12 protein-coding genes are annotated in these 16134 nt (G+C 71.1%); 8 read left to right on the top strand and 4 right to left on the bottom strand.

Features of this window, described 5'->3' with window-relative positions; translation table 11 throughout:
* Window positions 1-93: 93 nt before the first annotated feature.
* The 3 genes from AB8810_RS15875 to trxA all read right to left on the bottom strand — a co-directional run bounded on the left by AB8810_RS15875 (window position 94) and on the right by trxA (window position 4446).
* The gene (locus tag AB8810_RS15875) at window positions 94-1743 is read right to left on the bottom strand and encodes a CHASE2 domain-containing protein (RefSeq protein WP_369914171.1); all 1650 of its coding nucleotides are present in this window, start codon (window positions 1741-1743) and stop codon (window positions 94-96) included.
* Complete coding sequence (locus AB8810_RS15870; RefSeq protein ID WP_369914170.1) at window positions 1740-3425, bottom strand: FecR domain-containing protein; 1686 nt, start codon at window positions 3423-3425, stop codon at window positions 1740-1742. Before AB8810_RS15870 ends, AB8810_RS15875 begins: the two co-directional genes overlap by 4 nt.
* 157 nt (window positions 3426-3582) lie before the next feature.
* Window positions 3583-4446, bottom strand: a complete 864-nt coding sequence (gene trxA, locus AB8810_RS15865) for a thioredoxin (protein WP_191824767.1) — start codon at window positions 4444-4446, stop codon at window positions 3583-3585.
* 210 nt (window positions 4447-4656) lie between these two features.
* On the opposite strand from trxA, the gene AB8810_RS15860 reads away from it, so the two are divergent.
* The 8 genes from AB8810_RS15860 to rlmH all read left to right on the top strand — a co-directional run bounded on the left by AB8810_RS15860 (window position 4657) and on the right by rlmH (window position 13148).
* Window positions 4657-5280, top strand: a complete 624-nt coding sequence (locus AB8810_RS15860) for a DUF998 domain-containing protein (RefSeq protein ID WP_191824848.1) — start codon at window positions 4657-4659, stop codon at window positions 5278-5280.
* A gap of 266 nt (window positions 5281-5546) precedes the next feature.
* The gene (leuS, locus tag AB8810_RS15855) at window positions 5547-8189 is read left to right on the top strand and encodes a leucine--tRNA ligase (protein ID WP_369914169.1); all 2643 of its coding nucleotides are present in this window, start codon (window positions 5547-5549) and stop codon (window positions 8187-8189) included.
* A 151-nt stretch (window positions 8190-8340) separates the two neighbouring features.
* Window positions 8341-8943: an LPS assembly lipoprotein LptE gene (lptE, locus tag AB8810_RS15850; RefSeq protein WP_179563777.1), complete on the top strand. Its 603-nt coding sequence runs from the start codon at window positions 8341-8343 to the stop codon at window positions 8941-8943.
* Window positions 8944-9029: 86 nt separating this feature from the next.
* Complete coding sequence (holA, locus tag AB8810_RS15845; RefSeq protein WP_179563778.1) at window positions 9030-10064, top strand: DNA polymerase III subunit delta; 1035 nt, start codon at window positions 9030-9032, stop codon at window positions 10062-10064.
* Window positions 10065-10144: 80 nt separating this feature from the next.
* On the top strand, window positions 10145-10867 hold the full coding sequence (nadD, locus tag AB8810_RS15840) for a nicotinate-nucleotide adenylyltransferase (RefSeq protein WP_369914168.1): 723 nt from the start codon (window positions 10145-10147) through the stop codon (window positions 10865-10867).
* A 59-nt stretch (window positions 10868-10926) separates the two neighbouring features.
* A complete protein-coding gene (gene rsfS / locus AB8810_RS15835) occupies window positions 10927-11340 on the top strand; it encodes a ribosome silencing factor (RefSeq protein WP_179563780.1) in 414 nt (137 codons plus the stop codon).
* A gap of 28 nt (window positions 11341-11368) precedes the next feature.
* A complete protein-coding gene (locus tag AB8810_RS15830) occupies window positions 11369-12499 on the top strand; it encodes a J domain-containing protein (RefSeq protein ID WP_369914166.1) in 1131 nt (376 codons plus the stop codon).
* A 178-nt stretch (window positions 12500-12677) separates the two neighbouring features.
* Window positions 12678-13148 (top strand): 23S rRNA (pseudouridine(1915)-N(3))-methyltransferase RlmH, encoded by a 471-nt coding sequence (rlmH, locus tag AB8810_RS15825; protein ID WP_064540057.1) that lies wholly within the window; start codon window positions 12678-12680, stop codon window positions 13146-13148.
* Window positions 13149-13319: 171 nt separating this feature from the next.
* Here rlmH and AB8810_RS15820 read toward each other — a convergent pair whose 3' ends face one another.
* Window positions 13320-16034 (bottom strand): TonB-dependent receptor, encoded by a 2715-nt coding sequence (locus AB8810_RS15820; RefSeq protein WP_369914165.1) that lies wholly within the window; start codon window positions 16032-16034, stop codon window positions 13320-13322.
* Window positions 16035-16134: the final 100 nt, after the last annotated feature.

Raw genomic sequence — 16134 nt, 5'->3', positions numbered from 1 at the left:
GTTCGCGGCCGGCGGCGTCGCGCCCTCGCGTATCGCCCGTCGGCTCCGCGTTGTTCGTTGCCGTGTGCACGCCGAACCGCGGCGTGGGCTATTTCATCGCTGTGCCGGACGCTGCCCGGGCGTGCTGCAGGCATAGCCGTCGCGGCCGGCGGTCTTGGCCCGGTACAGCGCCGCGTCGGCCTGGGCGAAGAAGTCGCGTTGGCGGGTATCCGCATCGACCGTGGTGCTGTGCACGCCGAGGGTGGCGGTGATCGGCACCGGGCCCTGTGGTCCGGGCACAGTCAGCTGGCGGATGTCCTCGAGCAGCGCTTCGGCGATCTGGCGCGCATCGTCCAGCGCGGTGTTGGGCAGGATCATCGCGAACTCGTCGCCGCCGAAGCGCGCGGCCACGTCGTGCGCACGCCGCGCATGACGTGCGACCGCCGCGGCGACCAGGGTCAGCGCGCGGTCGCCGCTGTGGTGGCCGAGGGCGTCGTTGTAGCGCTTGAAATGATCGACGTCGACCACGATCAGGGTCAGCGGCTTGCCGCTGCGCTGCGCCATCGCCAGTTCCTGATGGAAGGCGAGTTCGAAGCTGTGGCGGTTGGCCAGCCCGGTGAGTCCATCGCGATGGGCCTGGCGCCGCCAGTGCGCGATGCGCAGGCCGAGCCAGCAGGCCGACACCAGCGTCACTGCCGCCAGGCATGCGGTCGGCGCGAACCAGCGGCCGGTGGTCAGCACGCACAGCAGGCTGCCGGCCACGATCAAGGCCAGCATCACCGGCAAGGCCAGCCACGGCCAGCGCCGCTGGCGGACCGAATAGGTCATGCCGAGCACGGCGAGCAGGGCCAGCAGCGCCGAGGTGGCGATTTGCTGGTTCTTCGACAAGGGCGTGATCGCATGTCCGCCGAGCAGCATCGCGGCCACGTTGGCCTGATATTCGGCGCCGTTCATCCAGCTTTCGTGCGACATCGGGGTCAGGAAGCGCTGGCCCAGGCCGGTGGCGCCGACGCCCACGATCACCCGCCGGCCACGCAGCGCTTGCGCCGGCACACGACCTTCCAGCACGTCGACGTAGGACAGTTGCGGAAAGCTGCCGGGCGGTCCGGCGTAGCGGACCCCGACGTAGTCGTCGCGATGCCAGCGATACGGCATCGCGTCCGCTTGTCCGGCATCCGATGCCAGGCCGGGCCACGGCGGGGCGAGGCCGGCCAGGGCCACGCCCAGGGCCGGCCAGTGGGCATTGCCCAGGCCGGCGCGCAGGTAGATGCCGCGCGACACGCCGTCGGCATCGATCTCGATGTCGGTATGTGCCAGCCCGGCCGCGGCGCGGCCGATGGCCGGCACCGGCAGCAGTTCCTGCGGCATCTCGCCGGCGTCGGTGCTGCTGGTGGTCACCGGCAGCACGGTGTTGCCGTTGCGGCGCAGTGCCGCGGCCAGCCGCGCATCGTTGTCCGGGTCGGCCTGGTCGGGTTCGCTCAGCACCAGGTCCAGCGCCACGCGCTTGACGCCGGCCTCGCTCAGCCGGTCGAGCAGTCGTGCGTGGGTGCTGCGCGGCCACGGCCACTGCCCGAGCGCCTGCAGGCTGCGGTCGTCGACCAGCACCAGCACCACCGTGGAATCGGGCGTGTAGCGCCAGTGCGTCACCAGCGTGTCGTAGAGCGTGTTGTCCAGCCGCCACAGGCCGTCGGACAGGCCGAGCGTGGCGGCCAGCAGTGCCGCCGCCGCGGCCGCAAGCCAGCGTAGCGGCGTGGGCGCCTTCACAGCAGCAACCACAACAGCAGCGCGCCGGCACCGCCGCCCAGATAGCAGCCGCGGCACGGCAGCGAGATCGCCTGGGTCGGCGAGAACGGCGCCGCGTAGCCGTCGTCGTCCACCTCCTGCACGCGCACGTACCAGGTGCCGCCGCGCGGACGCGGCAGCGAGATCTGCGGGGTGTCGAGGGTGCGGTCGAGCAGCAGCGGCGCGGCGAAGTCCGGCGTGCGCGCGATCTGCACGTGGTAGCGCTGGCCCGGCTCGCCGGCCTGCCAGCGCAGCGTCAGCTGGCCCTTGGCCGCTTCCGGCGGCTGCAGCGACGGGTCCAGCGGCGCGTCGCTGATCCGCAGCAGCAGCGGTTGTCCGAACGGGCCCTGGCGCCCCTGCGTATCGCGCGAGGCCACGCGCCAGTAGTATTCGCCGGGAGGCAACTGCACAGGCGCGCGCAGCCGGGTGGCGTCGGTCGTGCGCTCGAACAGCAGCTCGCTGAACTGGGCATCGCGCGCCAGCTGCAGCACGGTGGCGGTGGCATCGGTGCTGCGGGTCCATTCGAAGCGCGGATGCGGCGTGCGCAATTGCTGCTGCTGCAAGGGTTGCAGCGTCAGCGGCGGCAGCGGCGTGGCCCACACCTGCAACGCCCGTTCGGCGTCCTCGCCTTCCACGCCGGTGGCGGCGATGCCGCGTACCAGCAACAGCAGGCGGCCGGCGGGCAGGTCGTCCAGCGCGATCTGCGCCTGCGTGGTCTGGCGCGCGAAGCGCAGCACCTGGCGGCGCTCGGCATCCACCGCTTCGACCCGGTACGCGGCCGCGCCCGGCAGCGGTTGCCAGGCCAGCAGATACGGCGCGCGGTCGAGGCGGCTGCGCGGCTCGTCGAGCGCCGGCGCGGGAAGCAGCTGTTCCTGCAGCGGCGAGGCGTCGGCGGCCATGCGTGAGGCCTCGCCGGGATGCAGCACCTGCCGGCCGTGGGTATTGCCGACCTGCACGACGCCGTGCAGCACCTCGGTGGCGGCCAACTTGCCGTCGCCGCCGGCGGCGGCGCGGAAGCGGGTGCCGCGCACGCTGCTGGTGCCGGCCGGGGTCTGGATGATGTAGCGCGACGCCGGACCCTGGGCCGGGACCACCTCGTTGCTGGCGCGGCCCTGTTCCAGCCGCACACGGGTATCGACCATGCCGGTGGCGCCGTAGCGGGCGAGTTGGTCGAAGCGCACGCGGCTGTTCTCGCGCACCTGCATCTGCGAACCGTCGGCGAACTGCACGGTCACGCTGGCCTCGGCCTCGGTCTGCAATGCGCTGCCGATCGGCAGCAGCATGCCCTCATGGACCGGTGCCGGCGCCGCGCCGACGCCGCGCACGCTGGCCATGCCGCGCAGCGCGATCACCCGCGCCGGCGCCGGTTGCACCCGCAGCCAGGCGATCGGGAAGCGCAACGGCTGCCCCGGCGGCAGCGCATAGGGGTCGGACACGCCGTTGTGCCGGCCCAGGCGCTGCCAGTCCAGGCCGGGCTTGAGGTAACGGTCGCTGAGTTGCCACAGGGTGTCGCCGGGGCGGACGCGATAGATCCAATCCTGGGCCGCGGCCGGGGGCGCGGCGGTCAGCACCGCGCAGGCCAGCAGCAAGGCGAGCAGCCGCCAGACGGGCAGGGGCAGGGGCAGGGCACGGCGGGAGGGGGTGCGGTTCTGGCTGCTCAACATCTCGCCCTGGCAAGGACCGGGTGCGCGACGCCGGACGGGCCGGGCCTGTGGATTTCCCCTGGTCGTGATGTCGCGGAGGGAGCCGGACCACTCGTCCCGCCACTGGGTGGCCGAACCGCGGGATCATCGCCAACCGATCCCATCCGTGACATGAATCTCAGAATAGCAGCGCCGACATCTTGCGCCGGTAGCGGCCGACCAGGTCCTCGTCCTCGATCACCCGGAACGCGTCGATCAGCGACTTCCTGGGCAGGCCGTCCTCGAAGCTGCGGTCCTGGCGCAGCATCTCCAGGAACTGCTCCAGCGCCGCTTCGTCCTCGCCGCCGACCAGGCGCTGCACGCCGAGCAGGTAGCGCGACTTCAGGTCGGCCGGGTCCTGCGCGATCGCCGCCTGCAGCGTCTGCACCGGCGGCGCCGCCTGCAAGGCGCTCACGAAGCCCAACCGCGCCCGCGCGCGCACCGCGCGCTCGTCGGTGGCCAGGTTGGCCGGCAGCGCGTCGATCAACGCCTCGGCTTCGCTGGCCGCACCGGTCTTCACCAGCGCCAGCGCCAGGTCCAGCTTCAGTTCGTCCTTGTCCGGCTCGGCGGCCACCGCGTCGCGCAGGCGCAGCACCTCGGCCTGCGGGTCCAGCGGCGCCGCGGGGGCGTCGTCCTGGACCTCGGCCGGCGCCGGCAGCGGCGCGATGCCGTGCTGGGTCAGGAACTCGCGCAGCTGGCCTTCTGGCATGGCGCCGGGGAAGCCGTCGACCAGTTGCCCGTCCTTGACCAGGAACACGGTCGGCACCGAGCGGATCTGGAACGCGGCGGCGATCTGCTGCTCCTGGTCCACATCGACCTTGGCCAGCTCGAACGCGCCATGGTACTCGGCGGCCAGCTTCTCCAGGATCGGGCTCAGGGTCTTGCACGGGCCGCACCAGGGCGCCCAGAAGTCCACCAGCACGGGGGTCTGCAGCGATTTCTGCAGCACTTCCGCTTCGAAGGTCTCGGTCTTGGCGTCGAAAACGTGGGGCATGTCGGACATGGGGGGCATCGTGGCTGGCGAAGAATGATGGGTTCTATGGTGGCAGACCGGCGGCGACGCAAGGGCGCGCAGGCCGGCGATGGCCTCCACCCCGGCGCCGCGGCGATCGCGACCGTGCCGGGCACGCAGGGTGCCAGCCGCGGCCGCAGCGGCGACAATGGGCGCTTGGCGCGCCGCGGTGGCGTGGCGGCGCAGGTGCCCGGAGACACGATGGCCAACCGATACGATCAGGCGCTGCGCTATGCAGGGCCGTTGCTGGCGCTGGCCGCCGTGGCCGCGGTGGTCGGCTTCGGACGGGCGCTGCCGGGCTACCTGCCGTGGTCGCATCCGGTCGCGCTGCTCGGCGCCAGCGGCATCCCCCATGCCTGGGCCTTCGACCTGCTGGCCTTCGTGCTGCCCGGGGCGCTGGCGGTGGCGCTGGCGCTGCGCCTGCTGCAGCGCAGCGGCCGTGGCGCGCCCTGGTCGCTGCGCGTCGGCGGCCAGTTGCTGCTGCTGGCCGGGCTGGCCTTCGCCGGAATGGGCCTGCTGCCGCTGGATCCGGCCGACCTGGAATCGCGCGCCACCCAGTTGCATGCCAGCGCCTGGCTGCTGTGGGTGGTGGCGCTGGTGGCGGCAGCCAGCCTGCTGGCCGTCGGCGCCTGGCGCCAGCCCGGCGCGCGCGGCTGGGCGCGGGCCGCGCTGGCGGTGGCGCTGCTGGCCGCGCTCGGCGCGTTCGCACTGGACGCGCTGCTGTCGGCGGCGGTGGCGCAGCGGCTGGTGTTCGCGCTGTGGTGGGCCTGGCTGGCGCTGCTGGCCTGCTGGCCCGGGCCGCAGGCGCTGCCGCGCCGCGGCTGAAACCGTCGCCGCCGCGCAATCGGCGCCGTCCCGCAGCGCATCGAACCGGCCTGGCGCGAGGCCGTTGCGCGGTCGGTCCGCCGCGCCGGCCGGCGCGGTCAGGGTGGTTTTCCCCGTATCCGACGCACTGGCAGCGATGCGCGTGGGGCTCGCCGGGCCGGGCGCGGGCGAGCGGCGCCGGCACCGCTCGTCGCCACGATTGGAGCCGCCTGCTGCGCTGCGGTACCCTTGCCTGCTTTGTTGCCGCCTGGCCCTTGCCCGTTTCCATGTCCGCCGTCGAGCCCACCGCCTACGACCCGCAGCAGGTCGAATCGTCCGCCCAGCAGTTCTGGGACGCCACCCGCGCCTTCGAGGTCAACGAGACCTCCGACAAGCCCAAGTTCTACTGCCTGTCGATGCTGCCGTATCCGTCCGGTGCGCTGCACATGGGCCACGTGCGCAACTACACGATCGGCGACGTGATCAGCCGCTACCAGCGCATGAACGGCAAGAACGTGCTGCAGCCGATGGGCTGGGACGCGTTCGGCCTGCCGGCCGAGAACGCCGCGATCAAGAACAAGACCGCGCCGGCGAAGTGGACCTACGCCAACATCGAGCACATGCGCAGCCAGCTGAAGTCGCTGGGCTATGCGATCGACTGGTCGCGCGAATTCGCCACCTGCCGTCCCGAGTACTACGTGCACGAGCAGCGCATGTTCACCCGGCTGATGCGCAAGGGCCTGGCCTATCGCCGCAATGCGGTGGTGAACTGGGATCCGGTCGACCAGACCGTGCTGGCCAACGAGCAGGTCATCGACGGCCGCGGCTGGCGCTCCGGCGCGCTGGTGGAGAAGCGCGAGATCCCGCAGTGGTTCCTGCGCATCACCGACTACGCGCAGGAATTGCTGGACGGCCTGGATCAGCTGCCGGGCTGGCCGGAATCGGTCAAGACCATGCAGCGCAACTGGATCGGCCGTTCCGAAGGCCTGGAGATCCAGTTCGAGGTGCGCGACGCCGACGGCGCGGCGCTGGATCCGCTGCGCGTGTTCACCACGCGCCCGGACACGCTGATGGGGGTGACCTTCGTCTCCATCGCCAGCGAACATCCGCTGGCGATGCACGCGGCCAGGTCCAATCCGCAGCTGGCCGCATTGCTGGCCGAACTGAAGCAGGGCGGGGTATCCGAGGCGGAACTGGAGACCCAGGAAAAGCGCGGCATGGACACCGGCATGGTGGCGGTGCATCCGATCAGCGGCGAGCAGGTCCCGGTGTGGGTCGCCAATTTCGTGCTGATGGGCTACGGCACCGGTGCGGTGATGGCGGTGCCCGGCCACGACCAGCGCGACTTCGAGTTCGCCAACAAGTACGCGCTGCCGATCCGCCAGGTGATCGCGCTGACGGCGCCGAAGAACGACGAGGAGCGCACCTGGGAGTCCAGCGTCTGGCGCGACTGGTACACCGACAAGACCCGCGAGTTCGAACTGGTCAACTCGGCCGAGTTCGACGGCCTGGACTACCACGGCGCGTTCGAGGCGCTGGCCGAGCGCTTCGAGCGCAAGGGCCAGGGCCAGCGCCGCATCAACTATCGCCTGCGCGACTGGGGCGTCAGCCGCCAGCGCTACTGGGGCTGCCCGATCCCGGTGATCTACTGCGCCAGCTGCGGCGCGGTGCCGGTGCCGGAAGACCAGCTGCCGGTGCTGCTGCCGGAGAACGTGGCGCTGAGCGGCACCGGTTCGCCGCTGAAGACCGATCCGGAATGGCGCAAGACCACCTGCCCGCAGTGCGGCGCGGCGGCCGAGCGCGAGACCGACACCTTCGACACCTTCATGGAGTCGAGCTGGTACTACGCGCGCTACACCTCGCCCGGCGCCAAGGACATGGTCGACAAGCGCGGCAACTACTGGCTGCCGGTGGACCAGTACATCGGCGGCATCGAGCACGCGATCCTGCACCTGATGTACTTCCGCTTCTTCCACAAGCTGCTGCGCGACGCGCGCCTGGTGGACAGCGACGAGCCGGCGACCAACCTGCTGACCCAGGGCATGGTGATCGCCGAGACCTACTACCGCGACACCGGCGACGGCGCCAAGGACTGGATCAACCCGGCCGACGTGGACGTGCAGCGCGACGAGCGCGGCCGCATCGTCGGCGCGACCCTGATCGCCGACGGCGCGCCGGTGCAGATCGGCGGCACCGAGAAGATGTCCAAGTCCAAGAACAACGGCGTGGACCCGCAGGCGATGGTCGGCAAGTACGGCGCCGACACGGTGCGCCTGTTCTCGATGTTCGCCGCGCCGCCGGAGCAGTCGCTGGAGTGGAACGAGGCCGGCGTGGACGGCATGGCGCGGTTCCTGCGCCGGCTGTGGGCGCAGGTCCACAAGCATGTCGCCGACGGTGCCGCCCCGGCGCTGGATGCGGCCGCGCTGGGCGCCGAGCACAAGGCGCTGCGGCGCAAGACCCACGAGACCATCGGCAAGGTCGCCGACGACTACGGCCGCCGCCACAGCTTCAACACCGCCATCGCCGCGGTGATGGAGCTGACCAATGCACTGGCCAAGTTCGACGACGCCGGCGACCAGGGCCGCGCGGTGCGCCAGGAAGCGCTGGAAGCGGCGGTGCTGCTGCTCAACCCGATCACCCCGCATGCCAGCCACGCGTTGTGGCAGGCGCTGGGACATGCGCCGACCCTGCTGGAAGATCTGCCGTTCCCGCAGCCGGACCCGGCCGCGCTGGTGCGCGACGCGCTGACCCTGGCGGTGCAGGTCAACGGCAAGCTGCGCGGCACCATCGAGGTCGCGGCCGACGCCCCGCGCGAGCAGATCGAGGCGCTGGCCCAGGCCGAGCCGAACACCGCCAAGTTCCTGGAAGGCCTGAGCATCCGCAAGATCATCATCGTGCCGGGCAAGATCGTGAACCTGGTGGCGGCGTGAACCGCGCCGCCGCGGTCGCACGCGTTGCCGCGGCGCCAGCTGCGGCGGCGCCGTCGGCGCGCGCTTCGGCACGTCTCAACCCTCGTTCACGCGGCATCGGGCAGGCTAGCCGCCTGTTGCCGCGCCCAGCCGGCTCCTCCAGACTGTGTCCATGACCCGACTCCTGCTCGCCCTCGTCCTCGCGACGACCCTGACCGCCTGCGGTTTCCATCTGCGCGACAAGCTGACCCTGCCGGCCGGCACGCCCTCGGTGAAGGTGGTCTCCTCGGCGCCGTACAGCGAGCTGGTGAAGCTGCTCGAACGCGGCCTGCGCGCCGCCGGCGCGGAGATCGCGCCGAAAGAGGTCAACACCGGCGTGGCGCGCCTGGAAGTGCTGTCCGAGCGCTGGGGCGACCTGCCGATCGCGCTCGACGCCGAAGGCCGCGCCCAGGAGTACAGCCTGCGCTATGCGGCGATCTTCGTGTTCCGCCGCGCCGACGGCAGCGTGCTGGTGCCGCAGCAGGTGATCGAGCTGTCGCGCGACTACGTGTCGCCGCCGACCGACGCCACCGGCACCACCACCGAGCGCGAGATCCTCGCCGACGAACTGCGCCGCGAGATGTCGGCCTCGATGCTGCGCCGGATCGACAGCGTGGTGCGCGCCGAAGTGCGCAACGGCAAGAACGTCAACGAGGCGCCGCCTGCCGCCACCGGCACGCCGGTCGAAGGCAAGCCGGATCCCGGCACGCCGCCGGCGACCTCGCCGCAGCCTTGAACCGCCGGCCACCGCCCGCCGCCCGCCGCTCGCCCGTCGCGGGCGATCCGCTGGCGGCGCGCAGCGACAGGCCTTAGGTTGCCGCCATGGAATTGCGTCCCGAACAACTCGTCACCCAGCCGGCCGCGCAGCCGCTGCATCCGGTCTACCTGATCGCCGGCCCGGAAACCCTGCGCGTGCTCGAGGCCGCCGACGCGGTGCGTGCGCGTGCGCGCGCCGAAGGCATCGGCGAGCGCGAGGTGTTCGACGCCGACGGCCGCGAGTTCGACTGGAGCCAGCTGTATTCCAGTTTCAATGCGCCGAGCCTGTTCAGCCCGCGCCGGCTGATCGAACTGCGCCTGCCCAGCGGCAAGCCCGGCAAGGAAGGCGGCGAGGTGATCAGTGCGTTCTGCGCCGATCCGCCGCCGGACGTGGTGCTGCTGATCACCTGCAACGAATGGAGCAAGGCGCACCAGGGCAAGTGGGCCGACGCGGTCGGCCGGCTCGGGGTGATCGCGGTGGCCTGGGCGATCAAGCCGCACGAACTGGGCGACTGGATCGAGCGCCGCCTGCGCAGCAAGGGCCTGCGCGCCGATGCCGGCGCGGTGCAGCGCCTGGCCGAGCGGGTCGAAGGCAATCTGCTGGCCGCCGCGCAGGAGATCGACAAGCTGGCGTTGCTGGCCGACGGGCAGAGCCTGGACGTGGCGGCGATGGAGTCGCTGGTCGCCGACGCCGCGCGCTACGACGTGTTCCGCCTGGCCGAGGCCACCCTGGCCGGGCAGGCGCCGGTGGTCGGACGCATGCTCGCCGGGCTGCGCGCCGAGGGCGAAGCGGTGGCGGCCTTGCTGCCGATCCTGATCAAGGAACTGCTGCGCACCGCGGCGCTGGCCAAGGTCCAGGCGGCCGGCGGCAACCTGGCCGCGGAGATGAAGGGGCAGGGCATCTGGGAGTCGCGCCAGGCGCCGTTCAAGCGCGCCCTGCAGCGGCATGCCGAACCGCGCCGCTGGGAGCGCTTCGCCGCCGAAGCAGGACGCATCGACCGCATCGCCAAGGGCCGCGCCGACGGCGACGCCTGGATCGCGCTGGAGCGCCTGCTGCTGGCCATCGCCGAGGCGCGGGCGGTGCGGTTGTTGGTGGTATGACCGCCGGGAATCGGGAATCGGGAATCGGGAATGGGAACAGCGGCGCTGCGATCGTGCCGGCCGCGCGTCAAGTTGCGGCTGTGGCTGTTGCCGATTCCCGATTCCCGATTCCCGATTCCCGGCCTTTCCTCAACCTGATCTACGGCGGCACCTTCGACCCGATCCACAACGGCCACCTGGCGATCGCGCGGGCGGCGCGCGATGCGTTCGGGGTGCCGGTGCGGCTGATGCCGGCGGCCGATCCGCCGCATCGCGACGCGCCGGGCGCCAATGCCAGGCGGCGCTGCGAGATGCTGGCGCTGGCGATCGACGGCGAAGCCGGGCTGTTGCTCGACCGGCACGAACTGCAGCGAGCGCTGGCGCAGCCGGGCGTGGCCTCGTACAGCATCGACACGGTGCGCGAGCTGCGCGCCGAACTCGGCGCCGACGCGCCGCTGGCGCTGCTGATCGGCGCCGACAGCTTCGTCGGCTTCAACGCCTGGCGCGACTGGCGCAGCCTGCTCGACACGGCGCACCTGGTCGTCGCCGACCGTGCCGGCAGCGGCTGGGAACGCGCTTTGCCGGCCGAACTGGCGCAGGCGGTGGCCGGGCGCTGGGCGGCGTCGCCGCAGGCGCTGGCCGGCGCGCCGGGTGGCCTGCTGTGGTGCCTGCGGCAGCCGCTGCGCAGCGAATCGGCCAGCCAGGTGCGCGAGCGCATCGCCGCCGGCGGCGACTGGGCGGCGCTGGTGCCGGCCGCGGTCGCGGACTACATCCGTGCCGCCGGGCTGTATGCGGCGGCCCCCAGCGGCGCCCGCGCCGACTAGCTGAATACGCGTCTTCGCGTAGTTCCCTATAATTCGCCCATTCCATCGAGTTCGCACCTTTGTCCAGTCAAGCCCACGTCATCAAGACCCAACTGCCCAACCCGCCGCCGTCGTTGCCGGTACTGCTCGCTCACGTCCGCAACGCGCTCGACGAGCTCAAGGCCAAGGACGCGGTGGAAATCGACGTGCGCGGCAAGTCCAGCGTCACCGACTACATGATCGTCGTCTCCGGTACCTCCACCCGCCACGTCAAGTCGATCGCCGACGAAGTGATCAAGCACGCCAAGAAGCTGGACGTGATGCCGCTGGGCGTGGAAGGCGAGCGCGAGGCCGAGTGGGTGCTGGTCGATCTCGGCGACGTGGTGGTGCACGTGATGCTGCCGCGGGTGCGCGAGTTCTATGCGCTGGAGCGGCTGTGGACGGTCGGCGACCAGCCGCCGAGCGACGCGGACGACGACGCGCGCGATGCCTGATCCGACGCCCCGGCGCGGTGACGCGCCGGTGGCGGATGCAAGCCCGGGCCTGACCCTGTCGGCCGCATTGCCGGGCGCCGGCAATGCGCTGCGCAGCGCCGCCGGCGAGCGCTTCGACAGCCTGGTGGTGCAGCTGGAGCGCAGCCGCGGCGAACTCGCCGCCTGGCGCGAGGCCCTGCCGCGCTGGCAGCAGCGCTTCCACGAACAGGTGCAGCCCCTGCTGCAGCGGCGCGACCAGTTGCACGTCGAGCGCGTGCTGGCGCTGGATGCGGCGGGCATGGCGCAGAAGCTGGGCAAGAGCGACCGCGCCGCGCTGTCGGCGCAGCTCTGCGCGCTGATCGAGCCGTTGATCGACGAGGTTGGCCTGCATGACCTCAAGCCGCTCTACGACCGCCATGCGGAAACCTCCTACGACGAACGCATCGCCGCCTCGGATGCGGCTCTGCGCGGGTTGATCGCCGCGCATTTCGGTGTGGACGCCGATGCCCTGCCGTATCTGGCATCGCCGCAGGCGTTGTTCGAGCGCCTGCAGCAGCGCCGCCGGCAGACCCAGGTCGCGGCGGTCGCACGCAAGGCGAAGAAGGCGCAGCGCGCCGCCTCGGTGGCGCCGGCGCCGGCGTTCGATCCGCAGACCGCGTTGCGCGAGCTGTACCGCAGGCTGGCCGCGGCGCTGCATCCGGACCGCGAGGCCGATCCGTTGCAGCGCGAGCGCAAGACCGCGCTGATGCAACGGCTCAACGCGGCCTATGCCGATGCCGACCTGCTCGGCCTGCTCGAATTGCAGTTGCAGGCCGGCCAGCTCGACGCCGCCGCGCTGGCGGCGATGGCCGAACCCCGCATCGAGCGCTACAACCGCATGCTCGGCGAGCAATTGCAGGCCGCCCAGGACGAGCTGCGGCGGATCGATGCCGCGTTCAAGGCCGACTACGCGGTGTTCGGCACGCGCCGGCTCAAGCCGGAGCGCTTGCATGCGGCGATGGCCGAGATCAAGCGCGCGCTGCAGGACGAGATCGACGAACTGGCCGAGGACCTGCGCGAACTGCGGCAGGCGCCGGCGCTGCGGCATTGGCTCAAGCGGCAGCACCCGCAGCCGCCGCAAATCTCGCGCGAGGCCATGCTGTTCCAGGCCATGCTGGACGACGCGCAGCGCGACGAGTAGCGCGCTGCAGGCAGGTGGAAGTGCGATGGCGGGTGGCCTGCCCATGGCGCGCTATGGGCGCGGCCGGTAAAAGCGGTCGCGGCTGAAGCCGCTCCTACAGGGACGGCGGCTGGCTTCACGACCAGGGCGCGACAGCCGCGCGCCGATCGCCAGGCCGCGCCGCGGCTATCATGCTGGCATGAAATGCAGACTCATCGCCACCGGCGAACGCGCGCCCGCCTGGGTCGCGCAGGGCTTCGCCGAATACCGCAAGCGCCTGTCGCACTGGCTGCCGCTGGAACTGGTCGAGATCGAACCGGGGTTGCGCGGCAAGGGCCGCGACGCGCAGCGCGCGATCGAGGACGAAGGTCGCCGCGTGCTCGCCGCGCTGCCGAAGAACGCGCTGGTGGTGGCGCTGGACGTACCCGGCAAGCCGTACAGTTCCGAACAGCTGGCGCAGCGCATGGAACACTGGCGCGGCCAGGGCCGCGACCTGGCGCTGCTGATCGGCGGTCCCGAAGGCCATTCGCCCGAGGTGCTGGCAGTGGCCGGCGAATCCTGGTCGCTGGGTCCGCTGACCCTGCCGCACATGCTGGTGCGGCTGGTGGTGGCCGAACAGCTGTACCGCGCCGCGGCGATGCTGGCCAACCATCCCTATCATCGCGCATGACCGCCAGGCTCGCCTGATTCGCCCCGCGCCTGCACGACGCGCCAGCCGCGCGTCGCCCGCGGCGCCGGCGCGACGCCGGCAACGCAATCGCCACGCCACCTGCGCAGCTCGGCGCAAACAAAAAAGCCCGGGCTCGCGCCCGGGCTCTTCCGTGTATCGCAACGCGTTCGATCAGTTGAACGTGTACTTCGCGCCCACCGTGAAGTAGCGGCCGACCGCGCCGCTGAAGTGCAGCGGGTTGTAGTTGACGCCGCCGTAGGTGGACGGATCCAGCGGCGCGATCCGGTCGAACACGTTCTGCACCGAGGCGTTGAGTTCCAACGCCTCGGTGACGTTCCAGCGGCCGGACAGGTCGAAGGTGGTGAACGAGGCGATCTTCTCGACCGGGCTGCCGTCGGCATAGAACGCCAGGTAGTCGCCGCCGCGGCTGTCCTTGTTCTCGATGCTGGCGATGTAGTTGACCACGCCGCTGACGCTCCAGCTGCCCTGCTTCCAGGTGCTGCCGACGTTGACCCGGTCCTGCGGGGTGCCGATGCAGTTGGTCACGTCGCAATTGCCGTGGGTGCCGACGTAGTCGTAGGTGGTGTCGCCTTCGGTGCGCTCGAACTTGAGCAGGTGACTCCATTGCGCGTCCAGCTCCAGCTGGCCCGGACCGATGGCGAAGGTCTGGCGGATGTCGGTATCGATGCCGCGCACGCGCGAGGAATTGGCGTTCACGTAATCGGTGTTCACCGCCAGGATGGTGCCGCTGTTGGCCACGCCGCCGATGTCGTTGCTGTCGCGCAGGACGTCGCCGGCGAGGATCGCGTCGCGCGTGTTGCCCTGCGCGATCTCGTTGGTACGCTTGATTTCCCACGCGTCCACGGTCAGCGAGGTGCTGGCGGTCGGCTGCAGCACGAAGCCCACCGAGTAGCTCTTGGACTCTTCCGGGGTCAGCGCCGAATTGGGGCGGGTGATGATCGCCACCGAGCGCGCGGTGCATTCGTTGGCCGGATCGATCGCGCAGCGGATCGGGTCGACCGCATTGGAGAATGCGGCCAGGCCGCCGTCGCCGTTCTCGGCCGGGTTCGGCGCGCGGAAGCCTTCGGCGTAGCTGGCGCGCAGGGCGATCCAGTCGGCCGGCGTCCACTTCACCCCCAGCTTCGGCGTGGCCTTGCTGTCGCCGCTCTCGTACTTGTCGTAGCGCACCGCCGCCGACAGTTCCAACTGCTCCAGCACCGGCGCCGACAGCTCGGCATAGGCGGCGTAGACGTTCTGGGTGCCGTCGTAGGACGAGTAGCCCAGGCCGATGATGTCGCCGATGTCGGTGTAGGTCTGCGGGGTCAGGCTGTTGCTGGTGCGGCGCCATTCGGTGCCCAGCGCCAGGCCCAGCGGGCCGCCCTGCAGGTCGGCCAGGCTGCGCGAGACGGTGAAGTTGAACATGTCCAGGCTGGACTTGGCGCGCGCGCTGATGGTCGGCGAGATGTAGTCGTACAGCGCCTGCGAGTTCAGCCCGGCGTCGTCGCCGATGCGCCAGGTGCCTGCCGGGCAGGCCGGGTTGCCGAGCACGCACCGCACCGCGCTGTAGCGCAGGAAGCCGGTGCGCTTGTTGACCAGGTCGGTGCCCGAATGCAGGTAGGCGGTGTCGTAGCTCCACTCGCCCCAATTGCCCTTGACCCCGGCCAGGAAGCGGTTGAACTCGTTGGTGTTGTCGGTCACCCGCGGGCCCACGTCCCAGGCGCTGTAGCGCAGGCGCGCGGCGTAGGGCAGCGGGTTGTCGGGATGGCCGGCGTAGAGCACGGTGGCGCCGGCGCCGCTGTTGGCATTGACCGGGCCGCCGGGATAGCCCCAGCCGCCGGACACGCCCGACGGCGTGTTGGAGAACACGGTTTCCTTCTTCGAGTAGCCGATCTCGGTGTAGATCTCGCCGCCCTCGCCGAAGGCGAAGCTGGCGCGGCCGAACACGTTGACGTACTTCTCCTCCGGGCTCAGGTCGCGGTATTGCTGGACCGCATCGCCCAGGCAGCCCTGGGCCTGCGCGGTGGCGTCGGTCTGGCCGGGGATGGTGCTGACGCTGGCGCAACCGGGCAAGGCCACCAGTTGCGGCGTGGCCGCGTTGTTGAACACCGAGCCGTTCGGGCCGGCACCGCCGGCGGTGCCGCCACTGAGATAGGCGCCGGTGATGAACTGTATGTCGGCGGGGTCGTAGCCGTAGCGGCGGATGTCGCCGGTGCCGATCCACTTGCGGTCCTTGCGGTCGCTGATCTTGATCGCGTCGGACTTGCCCACGTCCAGACTGAAGAACGCGTTCCAGCCGTCGTTGGCGAAGTTGCCGGTGCCGGCGGTCAGGGTCGCCTTGCGCGCGTTGCCGTCGCTGTCGCCGGACATGCCGTAGGAGCCGCGCAGGATCGCGCCTTCGAAGTCGCTGCGCAGGATGATGTTGACCACGCCGGCGATGGCATCGGAGCCGTAGATCGCCGAAGCGCCGTCCTTCAGGATGTCGATCCGCTCGACCGCGTCCAGCGGGATGGTGCTCAGGTCGGTGAACACCTTCTGGCCGTCGTCGGCCAGGCCGTAGGTGGCCATGCGCCGGCCGTTCAACAGCACCAGGGTGGAGCCGGCGCCCAGGCCGCGCAGCGAGATGCCGGCACCGCCGCCGGCGAAGCCGTTGCCGAAGCTCTTGGGAATCGAACCGGCGCCGTCGGAGGTCAGCGTCTGCAGGTATTCGGCCACCGTGCTCTTGCCGGTGCGGTCGATTTCCTGGCGGGTGACCACCTGGACCGGGGACGGGGTCTCGGTGTTGGTGCGGGGGATGTTGGAGCCGGTGACGGTGATGCGGTCGAGGTTGGTGGCCGCTTCTTGTGCGAATGCGGGGGTGGCCGCGGCGGTCGCGAGGGCGCTGCTCACGCACGCGCACAGGACAAGGCGGCGGGTCGCACGCCGTTGCTGCTGGATGTTCACAGTTTCTCTCCTAACTGGAAACGCGAGTTGTACGGCTAAAAATCGC

It is taken from the genome of Xanthomonas sp. NCPPB 3005 (assembly GCF_041228095.2).
Taxonomy (GTDB): domain Bacteria; phylum Pseudomonadota; class Gammaproteobacteria; order Xanthomonadales; family Xanthomonadaceae; genus Xanthomonas_A; species Xanthomonas_A bonasiae.
Note: the sequence above shows the minus strand (reverse complement) of the source record. Positions and strands in the feature narration are given on the sequence as shown.